This is a genomic window from Acidaminobacterium chupaoyuni (genome assembly GCF_047936785.1).
Classification (GTDB): Bacteria; Bacillota; Clostridia; order Oscillospirales; family Butyricicoccaceae; genus Acidaminobacterium; species Acidaminobacterium chupaoyuni.
The window spans coordinates 648884-667628 of record NZ_CP176394.1 but is presented as its reverse complement, the minus strand read 5'-3'; the positions used below and the strand labels follow the sequence as shown (position 1 = coordinate 667628).

The 18745-nt window shown below is 53.2% G+C and carries 15 protein-coding genes; 3 read left to right on the top strand and 12 right to left on the bottom strand.

Going from position 1 to position 18745, the window contains the following annotated elements; all coding sequences use genetic code 11:
* Positions 1 to 206: 206 nt before the first annotated feature.
* The 8 genes from ACJA3I_RS03265 to ACJA3I_RS03230 form a co-directional block, all read right to left on the bottom strand.
* Positions 207 to 1916 carry a methyl-accepting chemotaxis protein gene (locus ACJA3I_RS03265; RefSeq protein ID WP_458863343.1) on the bottom strand — a complete coding sequence of 570 codons (1710 nt, stop codon included), beginning with the start codon at positions 1914 to 1916 and terminating at the stop codon, positions 207 to 209.
* A 424-nt stretch (positions 1917 to 2340) separates the two neighbouring features.
* Positions 2341 to 3024, bottom strand: coding sequence for a PilZ domain-containing protein (locus ACJA3I_RS03260; protein WP_458863342.1), 684 nt, complete (start codon positions 3022 to 3024; stop codon positions 2341 to 2343).
* Between the two features lie 104 nt (positions 3025 to 3128).
* Positions 3129 to 5087, bottom strand: coding sequence for a flagellin N-terminal helical domain-containing protein (locus ACJA3I_RS03255; protein ID WP_458863341.1), 1959 nt, complete (start codon positions 5085 to 5087; stop codon positions 3129 to 3131).
* 183 nt (positions 5088 to 5270) lie between these two features.
* Positions 5271 to 6512: an EAL and HDOD domain-containing protein gene (locus ACJA3I_RS03250; RefSeq protein WP_458863340.1), complete on the bottom strand. Its 1242-nt coding sequence runs from the start codon at positions 6510 to 6512 to the stop codon at positions 5271 to 5273.
* A complete protein-coding gene (locus ACJA3I_RS03245; RefSeq protein WP_458863339.1) occupies positions 6512 to 8587 on the bottom strand; it encodes a cell division protein FtsA in 2076 nt (691 codons plus the stop codon). The genes ACJA3I_RS03250 and ACJA3I_RS03245 overlap by 1 nt, the downstream gene beginning before the upstream one ends.
* Positions 8584 to 9423, bottom strand: coding sequence for a M15 family metallopeptidase (locus ACJA3I_RS03240; protein ID WP_458863338.1), 840 nt, complete (start codon positions 9421 to 9423; stop codon positions 8584 to 8586). The genes ACJA3I_RS03245 and ACJA3I_RS03240 overlap by 4 nt, the downstream gene beginning before the upstream one ends.
* Positions 9420 to 9746 carry an EscU/YscU/HrcU family type III secretion system export apparatus switch protein gene (locus tag ACJA3I_RS03235; protein WP_458863337.1) on the bottom strand — a complete coding sequence of 109 codons (327 nt, stop codon included), beginning with the start codon at positions 9744 to 9746 and terminating at the stop codon, positions 9420 to 9422. The genes ACJA3I_RS03240 and ACJA3I_RS03235 overlap by 4 nt, the downstream gene beginning before the upstream one ends.
* Positions 9733 to 11130 (bottom strand): hypothetical protein, encoded by a 1398-nt coding sequence (locus ACJA3I_RS03230; RefSeq protein WP_458863336.1) that lies wholly within the window; start codon positions 11128 to 11130, stop codon positions 9733 to 9735. The genes ACJA3I_RS03235 and ACJA3I_RS03230 overlap by 14 nt, the downstream gene beginning before the upstream one ends.
* Positions 11131 to 11388: 258 nt before the next feature.
* On the opposite strand from ACJA3I_RS03230, the gene ACJA3I_RS03225 reads away from it, so the two are divergent.
* Genes ACJA3I_RS03225 through ACJA3I_RS03215 form a run of 3 tightly spaced genes read left to right on the top strand, consistent with a single transcriptional unit; the run spans position 11389 to position 15445 of the window.
* Positions 11389 to 13452: a chemotaxis protein CheA gene (locus ACJA3I_RS03225; protein WP_458863335.1), complete on the top strand. Its 2064-nt coding sequence runs from the start codon at positions 11389 to 11391 to the stop codon at positions 13450 to 13452.
* Between the two features lie 49 nt (positions 13453 to 13501).
* Positions 13502 to 14347 carry a CheR family methyltransferase gene (locus ACJA3I_RS03220; RefSeq protein ID WP_458863334.1) on the top strand — a complete coding sequence of 282 codons (846 nt, stop codon included), beginning with the start codon at positions 13502 to 13504 and terminating at the stop codon, positions 14345 to 14347.
* 60 nt (positions 14348 to 14407) lie between these two features.
* On the top strand, positions 14408 to 15445 hold the full coding sequence (locus ACJA3I_RS03215; protein WP_458863333.1) for a protein-glutamate methylesterase/protein-glutamine glutaminase: 1038 nt from the start codon (positions 14408 to 14410) through the stop codon (positions 15443 to 15445).
* 258 nt (positions 15446 to 15703) lie between these two features.
* Here the strand turns inward: ACJA3I_RS03215 and ACJA3I_RS03210 are convergent, their stop codons facing one another.
* The 4 genes from ACJA3I_RS03210 to fliS are packed head-to-tail and all read right to left on the bottom strand — an operon-like array spanning position 15704 to position 18723.
* Entirely contained in the window at positions 15704 to 17479 is a 1776-nt protein-coding gene (locus ACJA3I_RS03210) for a methyl-accepting chemotaxis protein (protein WP_458863332.1), read from the bottom strand.
* 38 nt (positions 17480 to 17517) lie between these two features.
* Complete coding sequence (gene flgC, locus ACJA3I_RS03205) at positions 17518 to 17940, bottom strand: flagellar basal body rod protein FlgC (RefSeq protein ID WP_458863331.1); 423 nt, start codon at positions 17938 to 17940, stop codon at positions 17518 to 17520.
* Positions 17941 to 17953: 13 nt separating this feature from the next.
* Positions 17954 to 18313 carry a flagellar basal body rod protein FlgB gene (gene flgB, locus ACJA3I_RS03200; RefSeq protein ID WP_458863330.1) on the bottom strand — a complete coding sequence of 120 codons (360 nt, stop codon included), beginning with the start codon at positions 18311 to 18313 and terminating at the stop codon, positions 17954 to 17956.
* A gap of 17 nt (positions 18314 to 18330) precedes the next feature.
* Positions 18331 to 18723: a flagellar export chaperone FliS gene (fliS, locus tag ACJA3I_RS03195; protein WP_458863329.1), complete on the bottom strand. Its 393-nt coding sequence runs from the start codon at positions 18721 to 18723 to the stop codon at positions 18331 to 18333.
* Positions 18724 to 18745: the final 22 nt, after the last annotated feature.

The window sequence follows — 18745 nt, the reverse complement described above, 5'->3', positions numbered from 1 at the left end:
CTGTTCTTTCAAGGATAGTGCATTTCTATGTTTCGTTTCCGCGCTCTATGCCTGCCGCCTGGGCTTTTGGGGCCGCGAAGGGTGAAAAAAGGCTTGGAACCGGCAGGTTCCAAGCCTTTTGCATTGTGTTCTTTTTTCTGCCGCATGACATCTCAAACGACGGGTCGAGGTTCGCGGCCGAAAGGGCCGTGCCCTCCGGTTTCCCATCAGTTGAGGCGATATTGGCCGATAAGGCCTTTCAGCAGGCTGGCCTGCCCCGACAGTTCTTCGCTGGCCGCGGCGCTTTCTTCGGCGGTGGCGCTGTTTGTCTGAACGACCGCCGAGATCTGGTTGAGCCCGCCGGCGATCTGCGCGACGCTGTGTGATTGATGCTCGGAAGCCTGCTCGATCTCTTGGATGGTCTTCACGATTTTTCCGCTGTTGGTGACCACGGAACCGAGGCTTTCGGCCGCTTCGTCTGCGAGAACGGTGCCTTTTTGCACCGCGGAAATGGAGGCGGCGATCAAAGCGGCGGTGTTTTGAGCGGCTTCAGAAGATTTTGAAGCAAGATTTCTCACCTCATCGGCAACCACGGCAAAGCCTTTGCCCGCGCTGCCTGCACGGGCCGCTTCAACAGCCGCGTTCAGCGCCAGGATATTGGTTTGGAACGCGATATCTTCGATATCTTTGATGATTTTAGAGATCAAAGAAGATTTATCGCTGATCTCTTTCATCGCGATCACCATTTCCGTCATTTTCTCATTGCTTGCGGTGACTTCTTCCCCCGAATTTTCCACGGCGCGGTTGGCGTCTGCCACGCGGCGGGCGTTCGATTCGATTTCTTTGCTGATTTTAGAAACTTCCTCGGATAATTCTTCAATGGAAGATGCCTGTTCCGTTGCGCCCTGCGCCAGTGCCTGCGCACCGCTGGAAACCTGATCGGAACCGCAGGAAACCTGATCGGCGGCCATGCCGATCTGAGAAAGCGTTTCACGCTGTTTGGCCGTCAAAGTCTGCATCGAATTCAAAATGGGCAGATAGGAACCGATATAGCTTTCTTCCTGCCCCGATTTCACCGCAAAATTTCCATCGGCCAGTTCGTGCATCACGAAGCTGATGTCTTCAATGATGAGCGCGGTGCGTTTTTTGGTGTCTTTCACGGCAAAAGCCAGTTCACCGATTTCGGTTTGATCGCTTTCGACCTTCAGCTCGGTATCCAGATTGCCCTGCGCCATTTGAAGCATGTTCTCTTTGATGGCCAAAACGGGCTTGAGCAGCCGCTTGCTCACATAGAAAATGACCGCCATCTGAACAACGGCAACCAAAAACAGGCATAAAAACGCCGCATAAAAGGATATCTTAATAATGTTGTTCAGCGAATCGGATTTTTTTTCCATTCTGCTTTCGATGGATGCGCTGAACTCTTTGGCGAGATCATTTATCTGCAAAACACCATCATCATATTTCGAGCAATAAAGCAGCGCGACCGCCGCCGTTTTATTCCCGCTTTCCGTCAGATCCATCGATTTCTTTTCCAGCGGAACAAGGTTTTCAGATAAGAAATTCATTTTCTTGATGATGGCTTCTTCTTCATCGGTAATGCCGATGGCGCGCATCTCTTCAAGAGCTTTTTCTCTGGTTTTGGTGGTGTTTACTTCATCCCAATAGTTATCATAGTGTTTCGAATAAGCGGTGGCCGCATAAGAACGCGCTTCCTGCGTTAAATAGGCGGAAGCATCCTGATAGCGCTGCGCGCCCTCGACCAATGCATCCCTTTCACCCAAAACAGCGTCATAACGGTTGCTGGCGGTCCAATTCCACAAAAGCATAGCAAAAACAAGCACAATGGCCGAGATGCAAAAGCCGCTTAAGATCTTGATTGCTAAAGATTGCTTCATCTTTTTGCCGCCGAACAATGAAAACAAATTCTTCTTCATCACGCAAAGTCTCCTTTTTTGATCTGATGTTGCCGATCTGTAATGCGAATAACCTTACTTTTTATTTCTTGCATGTTTGGCGAAAATGAAAGCTTTCATGCCCTTCTGTCGAATTTCCGCCACGGCAGGGGGAACACGGCATCACAAGCGTTTCGCTTCGTTTTGGCAGCACGCCGCAAGATAGAAACATCTGCCCGGTTCTGCCCGCCTTTGAACACGCACAAAGGCGCCTGCCGTTTCCGCTGCATTGAATCCGCCGCTGCCGGCAGGATGGATAAAAGAAATCGCAGCCCCCTGAGGCGCGCTGAATATTTGCTTGAAAATAAAAGAGGAGAGCCAACAAAGACCTGTTGCGCTCAGTCAAAAGGAGGTTGGCTCTATTTGCAAAAGGAAGTTTCACCGATAAACATTTCAGCGGATTGTTTCAAAGCCTTTTCCGCCGCCTGGCGATCTCGCGCCGCTGCAGCTCAAAAATAGCGGAATAGAGCTGATCTGCCGTTTTCTCTTCCAGGTTTTCAAAGCGGCATCCATATTGCGGCTTTGTGCCGGTTTCCAAATCGATCCTGCACACGCAGCAGCATAAATGAAAAGATGGAAAATCTTCGCCAAAGCGCACAGTTTCAAGCTGAAGGATATCGCCAATGGAAAAAGACTCATCCGCTTCGAAAAGCAGCCCGGCAAGGCTGATGCTGGAAACACGGATCTCGGTGTTTTGCCCCGGGCAGGCCGGACGGGCCGAACCTTCCGCGGGCGAACAGCCGCATACGGCGCCTCGCCCGTTCACTTTTACGCGAAAAAAAGCCCGGCGTTCTGTGTTTCCATACTGCGTGACGCTGTTGATGCGCCACAAATTGGAATTTGCGATGTAAATCTGGCCGCCAAGCGCCAGCAGACCATGGGTTTTATGAAACACATGCATTTTCATTTTCAGCCCATAGGGGACAACCGGCAAAGCTTCGCCGCCGGCGGCGACGAGTTCCAGCGCAATGCCGTCTTTCTTGTCATCCGTTTCCAACACCTGCCGGATGCGTCCGCTGAATAAAATCTCGTTTTCCATTGTGCAAACTTCGCAAACGCTGCCAATATAGTTGTTTAACAGTTCCCTCATGCGCCGATCACCCTATATCCTTTAAACTGCGAAGCAAACGGGCCCGCCCGCTCGGGTGGGCCCGTTCTCTATATCGCCTGAACTTGATTTTGAAGAACGAATGCTTATTGCAGCAGCTGGAGGATCGCCTGGGGCTGCTGATTTGCCTGAGCCAGCATCGCCTGAGCGGCCTGTGTCAGGATATTCATCTTCGTGTAATTCATCATTTCCTTCGCCATGTCGGTGTCGCGGATGCGGCTGTTGGCGGCGGTCATGTTTTCGGCCGTGGTATCCAGGTTGTTGATGGTATACTCTAAACGGTTCTGCAGAGCACCCATGTTGGCGCGGTTGGTGGAAACCATGTTGATGGCGTCTTTAATGGTCTGGATCGACTTGCCGGCAGCCACCTGGGAAGAAACATCCAGATCGCCGATGCCCAAGCCGCTGGAGCTCATGTCATCCACCGCAACGGTGACTTTGTTGAAAGAATCGGAAGTGTCGCCCACCTGGATGGTGAGGCCGCCGCCGGTAACAGCGGGGGCTTTGCCTTCGGTGCTCAGCTTCAGGGTGAGGCTTGTGTCATCACTGCTCAGCACAGATGCGCCCAGCTTGGATTTCAGCGCCGCGGTAAAATCTTTTGTGGCGGCTGTGCCGACTTTATCGCTGATGCCTTCCACTTCAACGGCGGTGGCGCCATCGATGACGGCAGCTTCGCCCTTCTTGACAAATTCATAGGTCTTCCCGTCAATGCGAACCGCATCGCCGGCTTTCAGTTTGGTGCCATCCACAGTAACTTTGCTGCCCGCTGCGGCGGCTGCGCCTGTCTGCAGCGAGAACACGGCATGCAGGTCTTTTTCGGTCTCATACTTGTTGGCATTGCCGACTTTCTGGTCGATATGGATGGTTTTGCCGCCCAGTTCGCCGCCGATATCAAAGTTTGCGGTGGATTTGTTGGTGAGCAGTTCAACAGCCTTTTCCACTTCTTTGCCTGCGGCAGCGCCGGTCAGATCGATCAGTTCTTCGCCCGCGCCTGCGGTAACCGTGCTGTCTTTGCCGTTTTTGAAGACATAGGTCTTATCATCGATGGTCAGCTTGTTGCCATCCTTGACCATATTGTCGTTCAGCGCAAGCTGGATGCCCGCGCGGCCGCCGGTGGTTTCCATCACGGCGTCTTTCAAGGTTTCTGTCAGGTGGTTGACAGAGCCTGTGGAGCTTGCGGTAACAGCGCTGGCTTTATAACCCACTGCGCCCGAGAAAACAGCGTCGCCTGTCTTCAAAACAGTTCCGGCCTGTGCCTTGAAATTCAGCTTTGAGCCGGTGCTTGTAACATCATAAACGATGTTTGTTGTGGCATCTGTGAAGGTGGCGTTGGCGTTCTTAACGGCTGTGGCCAATGCCGTGGCATCATTCGCGCCGTTTGCAAGGGCGGCGGTGGTTGTCAGATCCTGGGTTCCGAGCTTCAGGGTGAAGGTGGTGGCGGCGTCGGCGGTCTTGACATTCAGATCGCCCAGGTCAACAGAAAACTCGGGCAGCTGCTGCGCCGTCTGGGGGGTAGAAACATGAGCGGTGCCGGCGGCCACTGTGCCAAGCTGCGCCGCCATATCGGGGGCGCTGGAAGCAACGGCTGTCTGGGTGAAAGCACCCTTCGCCATGCCCATCGAGCCATCCAGCAGGTTGATGCCGTTGAAATTGGTAGATTTGGAAATGCGGGTGATCTCGCTTTTCAGCGCGTCCACTTCAGATTGGATGGCCTCGCGGTCAACTTCGTTCTGAATGGTGCCGTTGGCGGATTTTGTGCCCAGTTCCACCATGCGGTTGAGCATATTGTGAACTTCGGTCAAAGCGCCTTCTGCCGTCTGCACCAGAGAGATGCCGTCTTGCGAGTTGGCGGATGCCTGTTCCAGGCCTTTGATCTGGGCCTTCATCTTTTCGCTGATGGCAAGGCCTGCGGCGTCATCGCCCGCGCGGTTGATGCGGAAACCGGAAGACAGTTTTTCAAGGCTCTTGGCCACGCTGCCCTGGTTTGCGCTGAGGCTTCTGTAGGCGTTCATCGCCATTGTGTTTGTTCTTACGACCATACCCATAATAATTTCCTCCTTGAATTTGATCGGCGATATCCATATCCCCGATGTTTCGTTTTATATTTTCACTCTGCCGCCTGTTCGGGCCCAAACGGTGGCGTTGTAAAAACCCTGCTGCGCCGTTTTACGGTGCGCTGTTTATGTTATTCTCTTGTTTTCCTGATTTTAAAGGCAGCGCGCGAGAATTTATTTTCCGTTGGGCGCAGATCTCATCAGGCTGGCCCAGATATTGCTTACATGCTCCAAAGCATCAAAATAGTTTTGCGCGATGATGTGAACGGGCACCCCCAGGGTTTCGGAATAACGGCTCACTTTCGTCCATCGCCCTTTTTCATAAGCGGTGCAGATCTGCAGCAGATCATTGCATGGGCCGGGCCTGCCAAGCAGGCCGTCGCTGAGATCCTGCGGCAGCGGCAGCTGTTTTAACGCCTCGCTCATGGAAACTTCCAGCAGGGCGTCCAGGGTGGAAAACATGCCCAGCAGATATGCCGCATCGCTGTCGATGGGGAATTTCGGCATCGTTTCCACGATCTTCTGGCAAAATGTCGCCCGCATGAAAGAAACCTTCACCAGCTCTTCAGACATCCCGCCATCCGGCACGAAGCTCATCAGATAGATCCAGTTTTTCAGCTGCTGCATTCCCAGCGTCGTCAGCGCCAGCTTCACATCCTTCACGCGATTGGGAAGCGAAAAATAGGCGGAATTGACCATTTTAAACAGTGAAAAAGTCAGCGACACATCCACAGAGATGATCTTTTCGATCTCGTTGAAATCAGGCTGCCGCCGCGAGATGGCAGACAGCAGGCGGAAAAAGGTGGAATTCAGCTTTTCCGGCTTGTGCACCTTGGTGCGCATCATTTCGGCAATGCTTTCGCCCTGGATATAATCGAACCCATAGACCAGCGCCTTGCCGCGGGCTTCCGGGGTGTTCACATTATAGGCGATGGTGCTTTTGCCCAGCCTCCGCGCCAGTTCAACGATTTTTCTGACGGCCTTTCTGTCTTTGCCCGGTTCGGAAAAATCGATCTTGATATATTCCACATCGGGCAGAATATCCAGATAGCGGTTATAAAACTCAAACCCGATCACGGCCATTTCATAGCCCCTGTCTTTATATTGCTTTAAAATCTCCACCGCGTCGGGGTTCACAAGAAGGTTGTCTTCGATTTGGATGATGAGTTTCTTTTCATCAAATATCTTGGGAACATTTTTCATGAGAAGATTGGGTGTGAAAGTCAAAAAAGCTTTTTTATCGTTTAGAACGCTTTCTTCATCGATCTGGTTGAAAAACGAGATGATCGCCGCGGCGATCCCGGAATCTTCTTTGTTATAAAGCACACTGCTGTCTTGCTGGTAAACCATTTCATATGCGGCGATTTTTTGAGTTCTGTTGTTTATGATCGGCTGCCGCACGATATATGTATCCATTAGGCTTTCCCTCCGTGTTTTCCATCCCAAAAGATTTCGACAAAATCTCCGTCTTTGATCGGGTCTAAATATGATGCACATCGACCATTCAATCTTTGAACAATATTGCCCTGCGGATTTTGGGGATCGATATCCGTATAGGCCAGCAGATCAAAAAACTGATAGCTCATCCCATCTGCGCGAAGCGGCAGCTGCAGCCGGCGTTCATTCAGGCTGATGTGAACAGCCGGGGCCGGCGCTTCCTCCGCCGCCCTGTTTTTTTCGTCTGTTTCTTCTGTTTCGGGCGGTTTTTCCCCGCCGTCATCGCTCGGGCCGGGCGCTTGCTCACCGTCAAAGCTGATCCGGTCGCCGCCCTGCAGAAGATATTCTGCGCAGGCGGATTCTCCGTTGACGCGAATGCTTTTTTCCTCATACGCGATGGAGGCAGACGCGCAAAGTTCCCCAAGGGTGGCGATCACGCGGCATTCGATCTGATCGCCGCTTTGGATGCAATAGGACGGCTGGCCGCAAAGGCCGTTCACCGTGATCTCTGCCCCGGCGCGGAAAGGCTGCCCGCCGATGAAAACCTCGATGGGCCGGTGATCCCCCATGATATCCGCCAGGGTGGGCCGCGCGTCTTCGCCGTCTGCGGCGGGTGTAAAGGTCACGCTGTCGCCGGGCTTCACAACATCCGAAAGCGCCGCCGCATCGCCGTTGATGCGCAGCACCGCCGTGCCTGAAGGGCCGCCGTGAACCATGGTGCGTTCTCCGTTCAGCGAATAGGTGACCGCTTTGCCGGCCCTTCCCACGATCTGGTGATATCGATAGCCGGCCATTTGCAGAACGCCCAGCGCCGAATGATCCCACACATTGAACAGATGCAGGGGCTTATCGTTGATCGTTATGGCAAAGGCGTCGCGGCTTTGCTCATCGCAGGCCGTGACGGCGATGCCCAAAGGCGTTGCATACTCAGGCGAAAACAGCTCCTGCGGCCCCGAAACCATGCGCATCATATAACGCCTGCTGCCCACGGCCACATATTTTTCATCGACAGCCAGCTGCGCCGCAACACACGCCTGCAAGCCCGGCGTTTGGCTCCCGCCGCCAACCAGAAAAACGGCGGCCGGCGCAGCCCCGTTGATGCGCAGCACCTCTTGGCAGATCGCGGCGGCCAGCTTTTCCACCGCGGGCTGAATTTCCCGGTTGATTTCAGCGACGCTGCGGCTGACGGTGTCGCCCAGAATATTCTGGTATGCGATCGGCAGATCGGGGTCGCCCGAAAGCTGAAGCTTGATCTGCTCGGCATCCAAAAAATCCACAAGGCAGGCCCGCATGATCTCTTCCGTAATTTCATCGCCCGCCACGGTGACCATCGTATAAGCCGATACGCTGCCGTTTTGGCACAGCGCGATATCCGATGTGCCCGCGCCGATATCGCAAAGAGCCAAATTCAGTTTTCGCAGGTCTTTGGGGATGATGGCGTTCATCGCCGCGATCGGTTCCAGGGTCAGCCCCGAAACTGACAGCCCGATCCTCGTCATGGTCGTATGAAGGCTTTCCATCACTTCATGGGGCAAAAAAGTGGAGATCTGTGAAACCGCGGCCGTGCCGCCGCGGTGATCGATCAGTTTCGCCATGGGGTATCCATCCAGCCTGTATTCCCTGACGGCATGTCCCACACAGAAAAAGCTCTCTTTTTCTATGGAATCATCGTCGCCAAGCAATTCATAGGCGCGCTGCACGGCCCGAAACTCCAATCGTGAAATCAGTTCGCGCGTGACCGGCATATCGGCGGGAATCTCTATTTCGGCCGTTGATTCAACGGTTTTTAAAACGCGGCCCGCCGCGGCAAGATAGACATATTTCAGTGAAAAGCCCAGCTGCTCTTCCAGCCTGCTTTTCACCACCGCCGCGATCTTGGCGGTTTCTTCGATATCTTCGATCTGGCCATCCACGACGGCGCGGTTTTTATATTCTTCGCGGGCGGTCGCCGCAACATGAAACAATTCGTTTTCCTGATGGCCCACGATGCCGATGACACTGCGTGTGCCGATATCCAGGGCAAAAATGATCTCCTGCCGGTTCAGCTCTTTCATTTACTCATCACCTTCCGCTCGGGCATTTGATATGCGGTAAATTTTGAAGCGCAAAACTCCTCTAAACACAGATCAAATTTCTTCATATACTGTGCGTTCTTCACGCCGACGAAACGAAAATGCCACGCTTCCCGCGCAACTTGCGTATCGCTTTCTTTCCCCGGCGGATACCGCTCGATAAAGCCGTAATCCGCCGCGTGTTCCGCAAGCCAGCGATAAGCGGCCGTGGCCGTGAAGCCGTCATCCAGCCTGGGATGCTCGGGCGTCATGAAATCGACCGCAAGGCCCGTGTGGTGTTCGCTTGCCCCCGGCGGCTGCACATAGAGATATGCCGCTTCCTCACCGTCTTTTCGGTTTTCATATAGCGTCGTTTGCTTTTTAACGCTTCGATACCCCGAACACACCGTGATGACAACGCCTTCCCGGGCGGCATCCCGCATCATTTGTTCCAGGGGGCCTTTGATCCTGCGATCCACCCGTTTCGAACCGATCGAAGCCAGCTCCACCGTAAATTCTCTCGGCAGATAATAATTTTGATTGACCAGAATCAAATTCCACGGTATCTCTTCTTCGGCAGGGGAACCGGCCGAAAAATCCACCGCCGAAACCGGGGCCTGCGGCTGGGGCTGGGGCAGATCTGCGGCCTGCGAAGCCGAGCCGGCGCCCGCTTCGTTTGGCATCTTTTCGCTTTTGCCGGATGTTCTTTGAAAAAGCACGCCGCCAATGACCAAAACCGCCGCGATCACCGAAACCAGGCGGGCATATCTTCCTGTTTTTTTGTTTTCTGTTTTGCGGGCGCGCTCTTCCTCTTTGATCTTTTCAAGATGCCTGTTCACTTCGTATCCTCTTGCTCTTCCTGCGGCGGCGCCCCCTGCCCTGCCGCGCGGCCGCTTTGTTCGGCGATCTTGAGGATCTGGTAATATACCCCGCCCACGATCTGATACAGTTCCTCGGGGATGCGTGCCCCCACATCGAGCATGCAGAGAAGCGACGCGGCGCTGTCATCGCGATAAACGGGAATGCCCTTTTTTTCTGCGATATCGATGATCCGTTCCGCGGTGTTCCCATATCCCGAAGCGATGATGATCGGCGCGGCATCCTGCTGCGGTTCATATTTCAGGGCCGCCGCCCGATTTCCTTTTGCTTTAGATTTTGACATCGACTCCAACCCTCTTATATGGCAATGATTTAAAAATTTCCATCAGTGATCTTTCCTTCGCCAGCGGCCCGATCGTCATTTTCCCCGCCCGATAAGAAGTCTGCTGCAAAAGCATCGGGAACGAAGCCAAAACCGCGCCGTATTCCTCTTCTTTTCCTTCGGGGCAGAACAAAGCAAAATCGATGGACCGGCCTCTCACCAGAAATTCGATTTCAAAACGGCCGATATTTTCGATATCGATGACCGCCATGAAATGGGGGCCTGTTTCCCCTTCCCCGTGGGGGTCTTCTTCCTTCGTGTTGATCCACAGTTCCGCAAACGCCCGGGTGCCGCCGTTCTGCACAGGCAAAATATAGTGAAGCAGGGGGGTGAAATTGCAGGGCGACGACAAAAGGCTTGTGAGCATCTTTTCTGTTTTTGCAGCGTCCGACATGCTTTCGGGGTTGCTGCGCACCTGCTTCGTGATCAGCCTGACAAGCGAATCCATCACCTTCGAGGTTCCCGCCCCGTCCGCCGTTTCCCTGCGGTGCGCCAGTTCTTCTTCCAGATAGGCGAGAAAGCGGCTTCGCTGCTCCGGCGGCAGAAGCTGCTGCAGCCGATAGGATGAATTTTCCAGATAGGCGGTATTGTTGTTATAGCGCGACAAATTGTATGTCATGATGGAAAGCACTTTTCGCAGCGCATCCGTCACATAAATGCTGGAGCCGATATCCTGCATCAGCGGCAGCAGCTGGGGTTTCAGCGCAAGAAATGCTTCCGGCGTGTCGTCGCGCCGCAGCTGCTCTAAAAATTCATTGATCCGCAATGCCAGCGGCTGGCGCTGGGGGATCAAGCCCTTGATATAGGTCAGGTTATTGTCAATCGCCTTTTGCAGTTCTTTCTGTGCGGAAAGATTGTTCAGCGCTTTCAGCAGGTTTGAAATGGCGTATTGATGCGGGCCGCTGTCTGCGAACTCGGCGCTCAGCCCGCGCAAAAAATCGAAAAGCCCGCCCTGAAACGATGTGGCTTCGGAAGCCTGATTCACCATCTCGGCGGCGAGATCCGCCGGTTGCAGCAGCAGGCCGTCGAATGCCTGGCGGATCTCCTGCGTGAGGGTCTGATTATTGGCCGGCAGAAGCTTGAAGATCTCTTCCAGCAAACAGATATTTTTGAGATATGCCACCGTGACGCCCGGGTCGCGCAGCAAACTCATCAGCAGCGTGGGGGCGCTGCCGTTATCTAAAGTGTTGGCGTTTTGCTTTGCCGCCTCTGCCTGATGATGGGGCAAAACGACTTTGGAAGGATCCTGGATCTCAAACGCAGAGGCCGGGTCAACTTTTTGTTTCGGCGATACCGGTTGGTTGCTGTTGATCAGCGGAGTGGTAACTTTTAAAATATCCGGCATTTTAACACTCCTCACATAGGGGTTTGAACTTACGGCGCTTTTCGCGCGTTTCATCAGGCGGCGGAAGCCCTGCGCCGAAAAGAGAAAACGATATACTATACCTCTTCCATATGGTAGTTATTAGATGAAATTCGAAAAACGCAACAGCGCGGCCCATTTAAAATATTTTCCCCCGCCTCTTACATTTTGTCGAAAAGAGAGCATAACTTAAAATATGAATGTCTCCGCAAATAATCAATGATGGGAGAGAAATGCTTTATGAGTTCGATAGATCCCGCAATGAAGGATATGCTGGATACTTTCGTTCACGAAACCGAGACGATGCTCGAACAGTTGGATGATATCCTCTTGGAATCGGAACGCGCAAAAAGTATTTCCGCCGAACATATCGGCAATATTTTCCGTATTACGCATACGATCAAAGGCTCTGCGGCAATGATGGGTTTCAACAATATTTCAAATGTATCTCACGCGGTGGAAGATGTTTTCTATATTTTGCGTGATATGCCCCAGAAACTGACCCTGGTGTTCGATTCCCTGTTTGATCTGGTGTTCCACACCTCTGATTTTCTGAAACAGGAACTGGAAAAGCTTCACGAAGACGAATATGACGAAGGCGACCCCGAAAGTTTGATCCGCCAGCTGCATGCGCAGGCAGATCTGCTGAAAGGAACGCCCTCTGCCGAGGTTTCGGCCTGCGGCGGCGCGCAAAACCGCCCTGCCGCCTGTTCCGAGCGGCAGGATCGGCCCGCCATCCGCGTTTTCTTCGAAGACGACTGCCAAATGGAAAACATGCGCGCCTATATGCTGGTAACACAGCTGCAGCAATACTGTGAAGAACTGGATACCGTGCCGGAACATCCCGAAACCGATTCCGCCCTGTCGGAAGAAATCGTGAAAAACGGTTTTCTTCTTTATTGCCGCCCTGTGGCCGGCGATATGGAAGATATTTTAAAAGCCATCGAAAATGCGCCCAGCGTCAAATCTTATGAGGTTTTGGAACCCGCAGCGGCCGCCGGCAAAACGGCCGATGCCGCAGAAGATGCGGGCGGCGCTGTTTCAGCGCCCGCCGCGGGGCAGGGCGCGCCCGCCGATCTTTCGGGCGATCACTCGGCAAAGCCCGCGGCCGCCCCCGCGAAAACCGCAAAGCAGAGCCTCATCAGCGTCAACCAGGGCAAGCTCGATCATCTGATGGATCTTGTGGGCGAGATCGTCACGGCAGAATCGATGGTGGTCAGGAACCCCGATCTCAACGGCCTGAAGCTGGATAATTTCAACAAATCGTTCCGCGAACTGAGCAAACTGACCGATGAGCTGCAGGATATCGTGATGTCTATCAGAATGGTGCCCCTGCAGGGAACTTTTCACAAAATGGACCGCATCGTTCGCGATATGTCTAAAAAGCTCAACAAGAAAGCCGAACTGATCACCGAAGGCGGCGACACGGAAGTTGACAAGACCATCAACGACGCCATCGTCGATCCCTTCATGCATATGATCCGCAATTCCATGGATCACGCCATCGAGCTGCCGGAAGAGCGCCTTGCCCTGGGCAAGCCCGAAGTGGGCCGCATCACGCTCAGCGCCAAAAATGTCGGCGGCGAGATCCTCATCGAGGTGGGCGACGACGGCGCGGGGCTGGATGCCGCCAAGCTGTTGGCCAAAGCCGCCAAAAACGGCATTCTGACCAAGCCGGAAAGCGCTTATTCCGAAAAAGAGGCCTTCGGCCTGATCATGTGCGCCGGGTTTTCCACCAACACCGCCGTCACCGAATTTTCCGGGCGCGGGGTGGGCATGGATGTGGTCCGGAAAAATGTAGAGCAGGTGGGCGGTTCCATTTCCATCAGCAGCGCAAAAGGAAAAGGCACCACCTTTACCATTAAAATTCCGCTTACCCTTGCCATTGTTGACGGAATGAACCTCTCTGTGGGCGATACGATATTCACCCTGCCCATCGCATCGATCAACCAATCTTTCAAGATCACCACGCCCGAGCAGATCATCCAAAACACCAACGGAACCGAAATGATCATGCTGCGCGGCGAATGCTACCCCGTGATCCGCCTCAAGCGCCTTTACGGAATCGACAAGGGCCATGAAAACATCATGGATGGCATCATGATCCTTGTTGAAAGCAACACCTGCCGGGCATGCCTGTTTGCAGACGAGCTTCTGGGCGAATATCAGGTGGTGGTCAAGCCGTTCCCCTCTTTCTTCGGCAGATACGATCTGAAACAAAAAGGTCTGTCGGGCTGCAGCATTCTGGGCGACGGCAGCATCAGCCTGATCCTTGACGCCAACAGCATCCTGAGCGATTGCTGATTTTCCGCGCCGGCGTGAGCATGCGCATTCCACCAAAAGGAGATTCACTATGATGCCGGAACAAAGCAGCGGCACTTTGATTCAAATCACCGATCGTGAGTTTCGAGATTTGATTTCTTTCGTTTATAAAATGTATGGGATCGATTTGACGAAAAAGCGCGGGCTGATCGAAGGCCGCCTGTCAAACACCCTGAAAGCAAAAAACATGACCACTTTTTCGGAGTATATGAATTTTCTGTTTTCAGATCGATCCGGCGAAGAGATGCATACCTTTCTGAATAAAATAACGACGAATTATTCTTATTTTGCCCGTGAAACCGATCACTTTGATTTTCTGATGCAGACCGCGCTGCCTTTTCTTGAAAACCGGCGCAGCAAAGATCTGCGCATCTGGAGCGCGGGCTGTTCTTCGGGGCAGGAACCCTATAACATCGCCATGGCCATCGATCAATATTTCGGGTCGCGGAAAGCGGGCTGGGATACCACCATTCTGGCCACGGATATTTCAACGAATGTGCTCAGCAAGGCCAAAGAGGCGATCTACCCCGCCAGCAATCTGGAGGGTCTGCCGCCGCAATGGAAGAAAAAGTATTTTTCACTGCTGCCGAACGGCGATTTTCAGGTCTTGCCCTCCATCAAAAAAGAGGTCGTTTTCCGCACCTTCAACCTGATGGATCCTTTCGTTTACAAAAAACCTTTTGATATCATTTTCTGCCGGAATGTAATGATCTATTTTGACGCGGCCACCACGCAGAAGCTGATCGATAAATTTTATCGGGCCACCGCGCCGGGCGGCTATCTGTTCATCGGGCATTCCGAATCGATCGATAAACGAACTTCCGATTATGTCTGCCTGAAAACCGCGGTATATCAAAAGGCGGAGCCCCGGCGATGACGGCCCGAACCTGCCGCCGTGAAAAACTTTGAGATCTGTTCGGTTCAAGGAGGTGCCCCGATGTCGATTCGTGTTCTTGTTGTAGACGATTCCATTTTGTTTCGCACGAAGCTGCTGCTGAAATTAAGCGAAGATAAAGATATCACCGTGGTGGGCTGCGCGGCCGATACCGCGGAAGCGGGCCGCATGATCGAAGCCCTGCGCCCCGATGTCATTACATTGGATGTTGAAATGCCGGGGGTCAGCGGCATCGATTTTTTGAAAACGCTGATCCCCGCCCGCCCCATTCCGGTGGTGGTGGTAAGCTCGCTTCCCATCAACGCGCTGGATGCGCTGGATGCCGGCGCCGTCGATTTTGTGAAAAAGCCCGTTTCCGGCGAGCCCAATGCGCTGAATGTGTTTTTTCAGGATCTGCAGGGAAAAATCAAGATCGCGGCCAAAGCCAAAGTCCGCCGCAAGCCCACATCCGCCGCCGGCGGATCTTTGATCTCGCGCCTGACCACGATGAACGCCGGCAAAGATTCTCTGATCGCCATCGGCGCTTCAACGGGGGGAACGGAAGCCATCATCGAGGTGGTCAAAGACCTTCCCGCCACGACCCCGGGCATCGTGATCGTTCAGCATATGCCGGCGAACTTCACCGCGCTGTATGCCCAAAGGCTGAACCGCATCTGCAAAATGCAGGTCAAAGAAGCTTGCGACCTCGATCGGGTGAGCCAGGGGCAGATCATTCTTGCCGCCGGCGAATTCCACATGACCCTCAAAAAAGACGCCGCCGGTTATTATATCCGCAGCCAGCCGGGCGCCAAAGTCAGCGGCCATTGCCCTTCGGTGGATGTTTTGTTCGAATCGGTGGCTAAGGCGGCCGGCAAAAACGCCATCGGCGTTATTTTAACGGGAATGGGTTCCGACGGCGCACGCGGCATCAAACTGATGCACGATATGGGCTGTTATACCATCGGGCAGGATAAAGACAGCTGCGTGGTTTACGGCATGCCCATGGAAGCCTATAAGCTCAAGGCGATTTCCCGCCAGCTGCCGCTGGATCAAATCGGCGACGAGCTGATCTATTATCTGAAAAAGAATCCCGGCAAATAGAAGCCGATGCGGCAGGGCCGCCGTTCGTATTTACCGAGCGGCGGCCCTGCCGCATTGTCTCTGGCAAAAAAGCTTTTGCGAAGCCCTTTACGGCCCCGCGGAAAACACAGGCACATCATCAGCTGCCACGCCCCCTCAAACAACCCCCCGATGCGGCGCTTTTATTTTGCGCGCATCGGGGGGTTGTTTGTTATCAAAAAAGAACTGTGCCGGCGGCGGTTTTGCCCGCCCCGGCACAGGATGAAAGTTTTTTACCGATCAATATTTTGATACGCAGTTTTCAAAAGAACCGACGCTTACGGTCTCTTCCGCAGCGGGGGCCGCGAAAGAAGGTTCCCTTTTAAAGGTTTCTTCCCCTCTGCGAAGCTCAAATTCGCTGGCCAGGTTCTTGAGCGTCTGCGACTGCGCAGACAATTCTTCGCTTGCCGCTGCGCTTTCTTCGGATGTTGCGGAGTTTGTCTGCACCACCGTGGAGATCTGATCGATGCCCACCGTGATCTGGCCGATGGCCTCTGCCTGCTGTGTGGAAGCATTCGAGATCCTGTCGATCAAACCGGCCACTTCATTCATTCCTTCCACCGTGGAAGAAAGCGCAGCTGCCGTTTCATCGGCGATCCTGCTTCCGTTTTCCACCGCTTTCAAAGAAGAATCGATCAGAAGCGAGGTGTTTTTCGATGCTTCAGAAGATTTGATCGCCAGGTTTCTGACTTCATCCGCCACAACGGCAAAGCCTTTGCCCGCCGCACCGGCACGCGCCGCTTCCACCGCCGCGTTCAGCGCCAGAATATTCGTTTGGAAGGCGATGTTTTCAATGATTTTGATGATCTTGCCGATTTCGTGGGAGCTCTGGCTGATTTCACCCATGGCGGCGACCATGTTCGTCATCTTCTGGTTACTCTGGTGGGTCTCTTCCCCAACACCCGCAACCTTTTGGCGGGCAGCGCGGGCATTTTTGGCGTTTTCACCGATCTGAGAAGAGATCTCATTGATGGTGGCGGCCAGTTCCTGCACAGAGCTTGCCTGTTCCGTGGCGCCCTGCGCCAGCGCCTGCGCCCCGCTGGATACCTGCTCGACGCCGCCGTTGACCTGTTCGGCCGCTTCGGTGATCTCAAGAAGCACCTCATTGATATGGCTGATGAAATTGCCCATGGACACTTCGATTTTCGAGAAAGCGCCGGGGAAGGTCATCGACGGCTCGATGGTGAAATCGCCGTGCTCCATCGAAGCCATATTATCGGAAATTTCGTTGATAATGCGTCTTAAACCTTTCATCGTCACGCGCATGTTCTCGCAGGCGTTGCCGAATTCATCCTTGCTTTCATAAGCCACTTCCGTGTCGAGATTGCCGTTTGCCAGTTCTTTGACGGCGCTTTCGATCTCACGCAGCGGGGTCATGATATAGCGGGTAAGGCGGATGATGAGGAAGATTGCGATGAGCAGCGCCGCAGCCGTGGCGGCGATCAGCGCGGTCAGTGCGGCGCTAAAGCTTTTTTCAGCGGAATCCGCCTGCGCCTGGCTGAGCGCAAACTGGCTCTGCGCAATGGCTTCCATCTCTTCATCGGCCTTATCTGCCGCCGGCTTGTAGGTATCGTTAAACACCTTCATGGCCTTCTTGTTGTCTTCTTCGGTGTTTTTCAAAAGCAATTTCCCAATTTCTTCTCGGGCCGAACCAACGGTGGCCGAAGTGCTTTTCAGCGAATCCAGCTGTTCTTTGGTCGCCTGTGTTGTTTTGAGAAACTCTTCAAAGATCTTGTTGGTCTCTTCGCTTTCCGTGTTGGCCTGATCTAAATAAGAGCGGATCTCGGTATCATTATCGGTTTCCAGCGCCAGAAGAACATATCTCTGCACAGAGGTCAGGTTCTCTCTGATGTTCCACACCCCGTTTACATTGGGCAGGGTCTCTTCTGCAAACAGCTCCGTCTGCACATGGATGTTGCGCATGCCGATGATTCCGATGCCGATGGTCAAAACCATCAGCAGAAGGATAACACCGAAAGACACTAAGAGTTTTCGGCTGACTTTAAGATTTTTCATGATTGCTTCCCCATTCCCTTTTTTAAATAAAGAAAGAATTACTTCCCGAGTTCAAGTGTTTTGGCAATGGTCGCCTTCACGACCGAAAGCGCCGTGAGGTTCGCCTCATAAGCGTTGCTGGCCGCCATCAGGTCGATCATTTCCTCTGTTGTGTTTACATTCGGGTAATTCACATACCCCGCCGCATCCGCCTGAGGATGGGTGGGATCATAGACCCGGTTGAATTCGCGCTGGCTTTCCACCACTTCGGCGATCTTAACGCCTCCGGCCCGCGCATTGCCCAGCGCTTCACGAAAAGTGAGCGGCCGTTCTTCGAACACGACCTGTTTGCGGCGATACGGCTCGCCGTTTTCCGTAACAGTCGTTTTGGCGTTTGCAATATTCTGCATGATGACATCCGTGCGGTAACGCTCTGCCGTCAGGGCGGAACCCGCAACATCCAAAGAAGTAAGCAGTGCCATTTTTATTTCCCCCCTATTTCATGCTACTGTTGAGAACATACCCGTAATTTTCAAAAGAGCCCTTGATCTTGCTGAGCAGCATCGTATGCTGCACATAAGATTTATAAAGCGCCACACTTTCCGCTTCATAATCCACATTATTGCCATCCGGCCGTATGGAAGCGGATTCATCTTGCACCACAGACGCCTGCACAGCGGTGATTTCCCGCTTTCCTTTTGTCTCTTCTTTCAGCAGATCGCGAAACACCAGGCTTTTCGATTTATACCCGGGCGTTTCGAGGTTCGCGATATTCTGGGTGTTGAGTTTCTGCTGCAATTGCGCCAGCTGAACGCCGGCTTCCATTGTTTTAAACGAACTGTCATTGAAAAACAAAAGTCATTTCTCCTTTCTTACTCGGCAGTGGCCGCGGCCTCTGTTCTGGATAACCGATCCGCCTGCATATAGGTGCTTCTCAGTTCGGCGATCATTTCCACCACATCCTCCAGCCCGGCCGGGTCTTTTTTGAGGTTTGCCCCGCATATCACATTGAGAAAATAATCATACAGCGCGTGAAGATTCGATGAAATTTCATAGTTATCATCCAAAGTGCTGTCTAAATGCCCGATCATGCACTGCGCTTTTTGCAGGCTGTGGTTGATTTCCGCGATATCATGGCGTTGAAACGCCGATTGCGCGATATGAAGCTGTTTCAAGATCCCATCATATAAAGCGATCAAAAGTTCCCCTGAAGTCATGGTCATAACAGATTGCTGCCGGTATGCCTGATACGGATTGTTCTTCACAATAATTCACCATCCTGTCGGT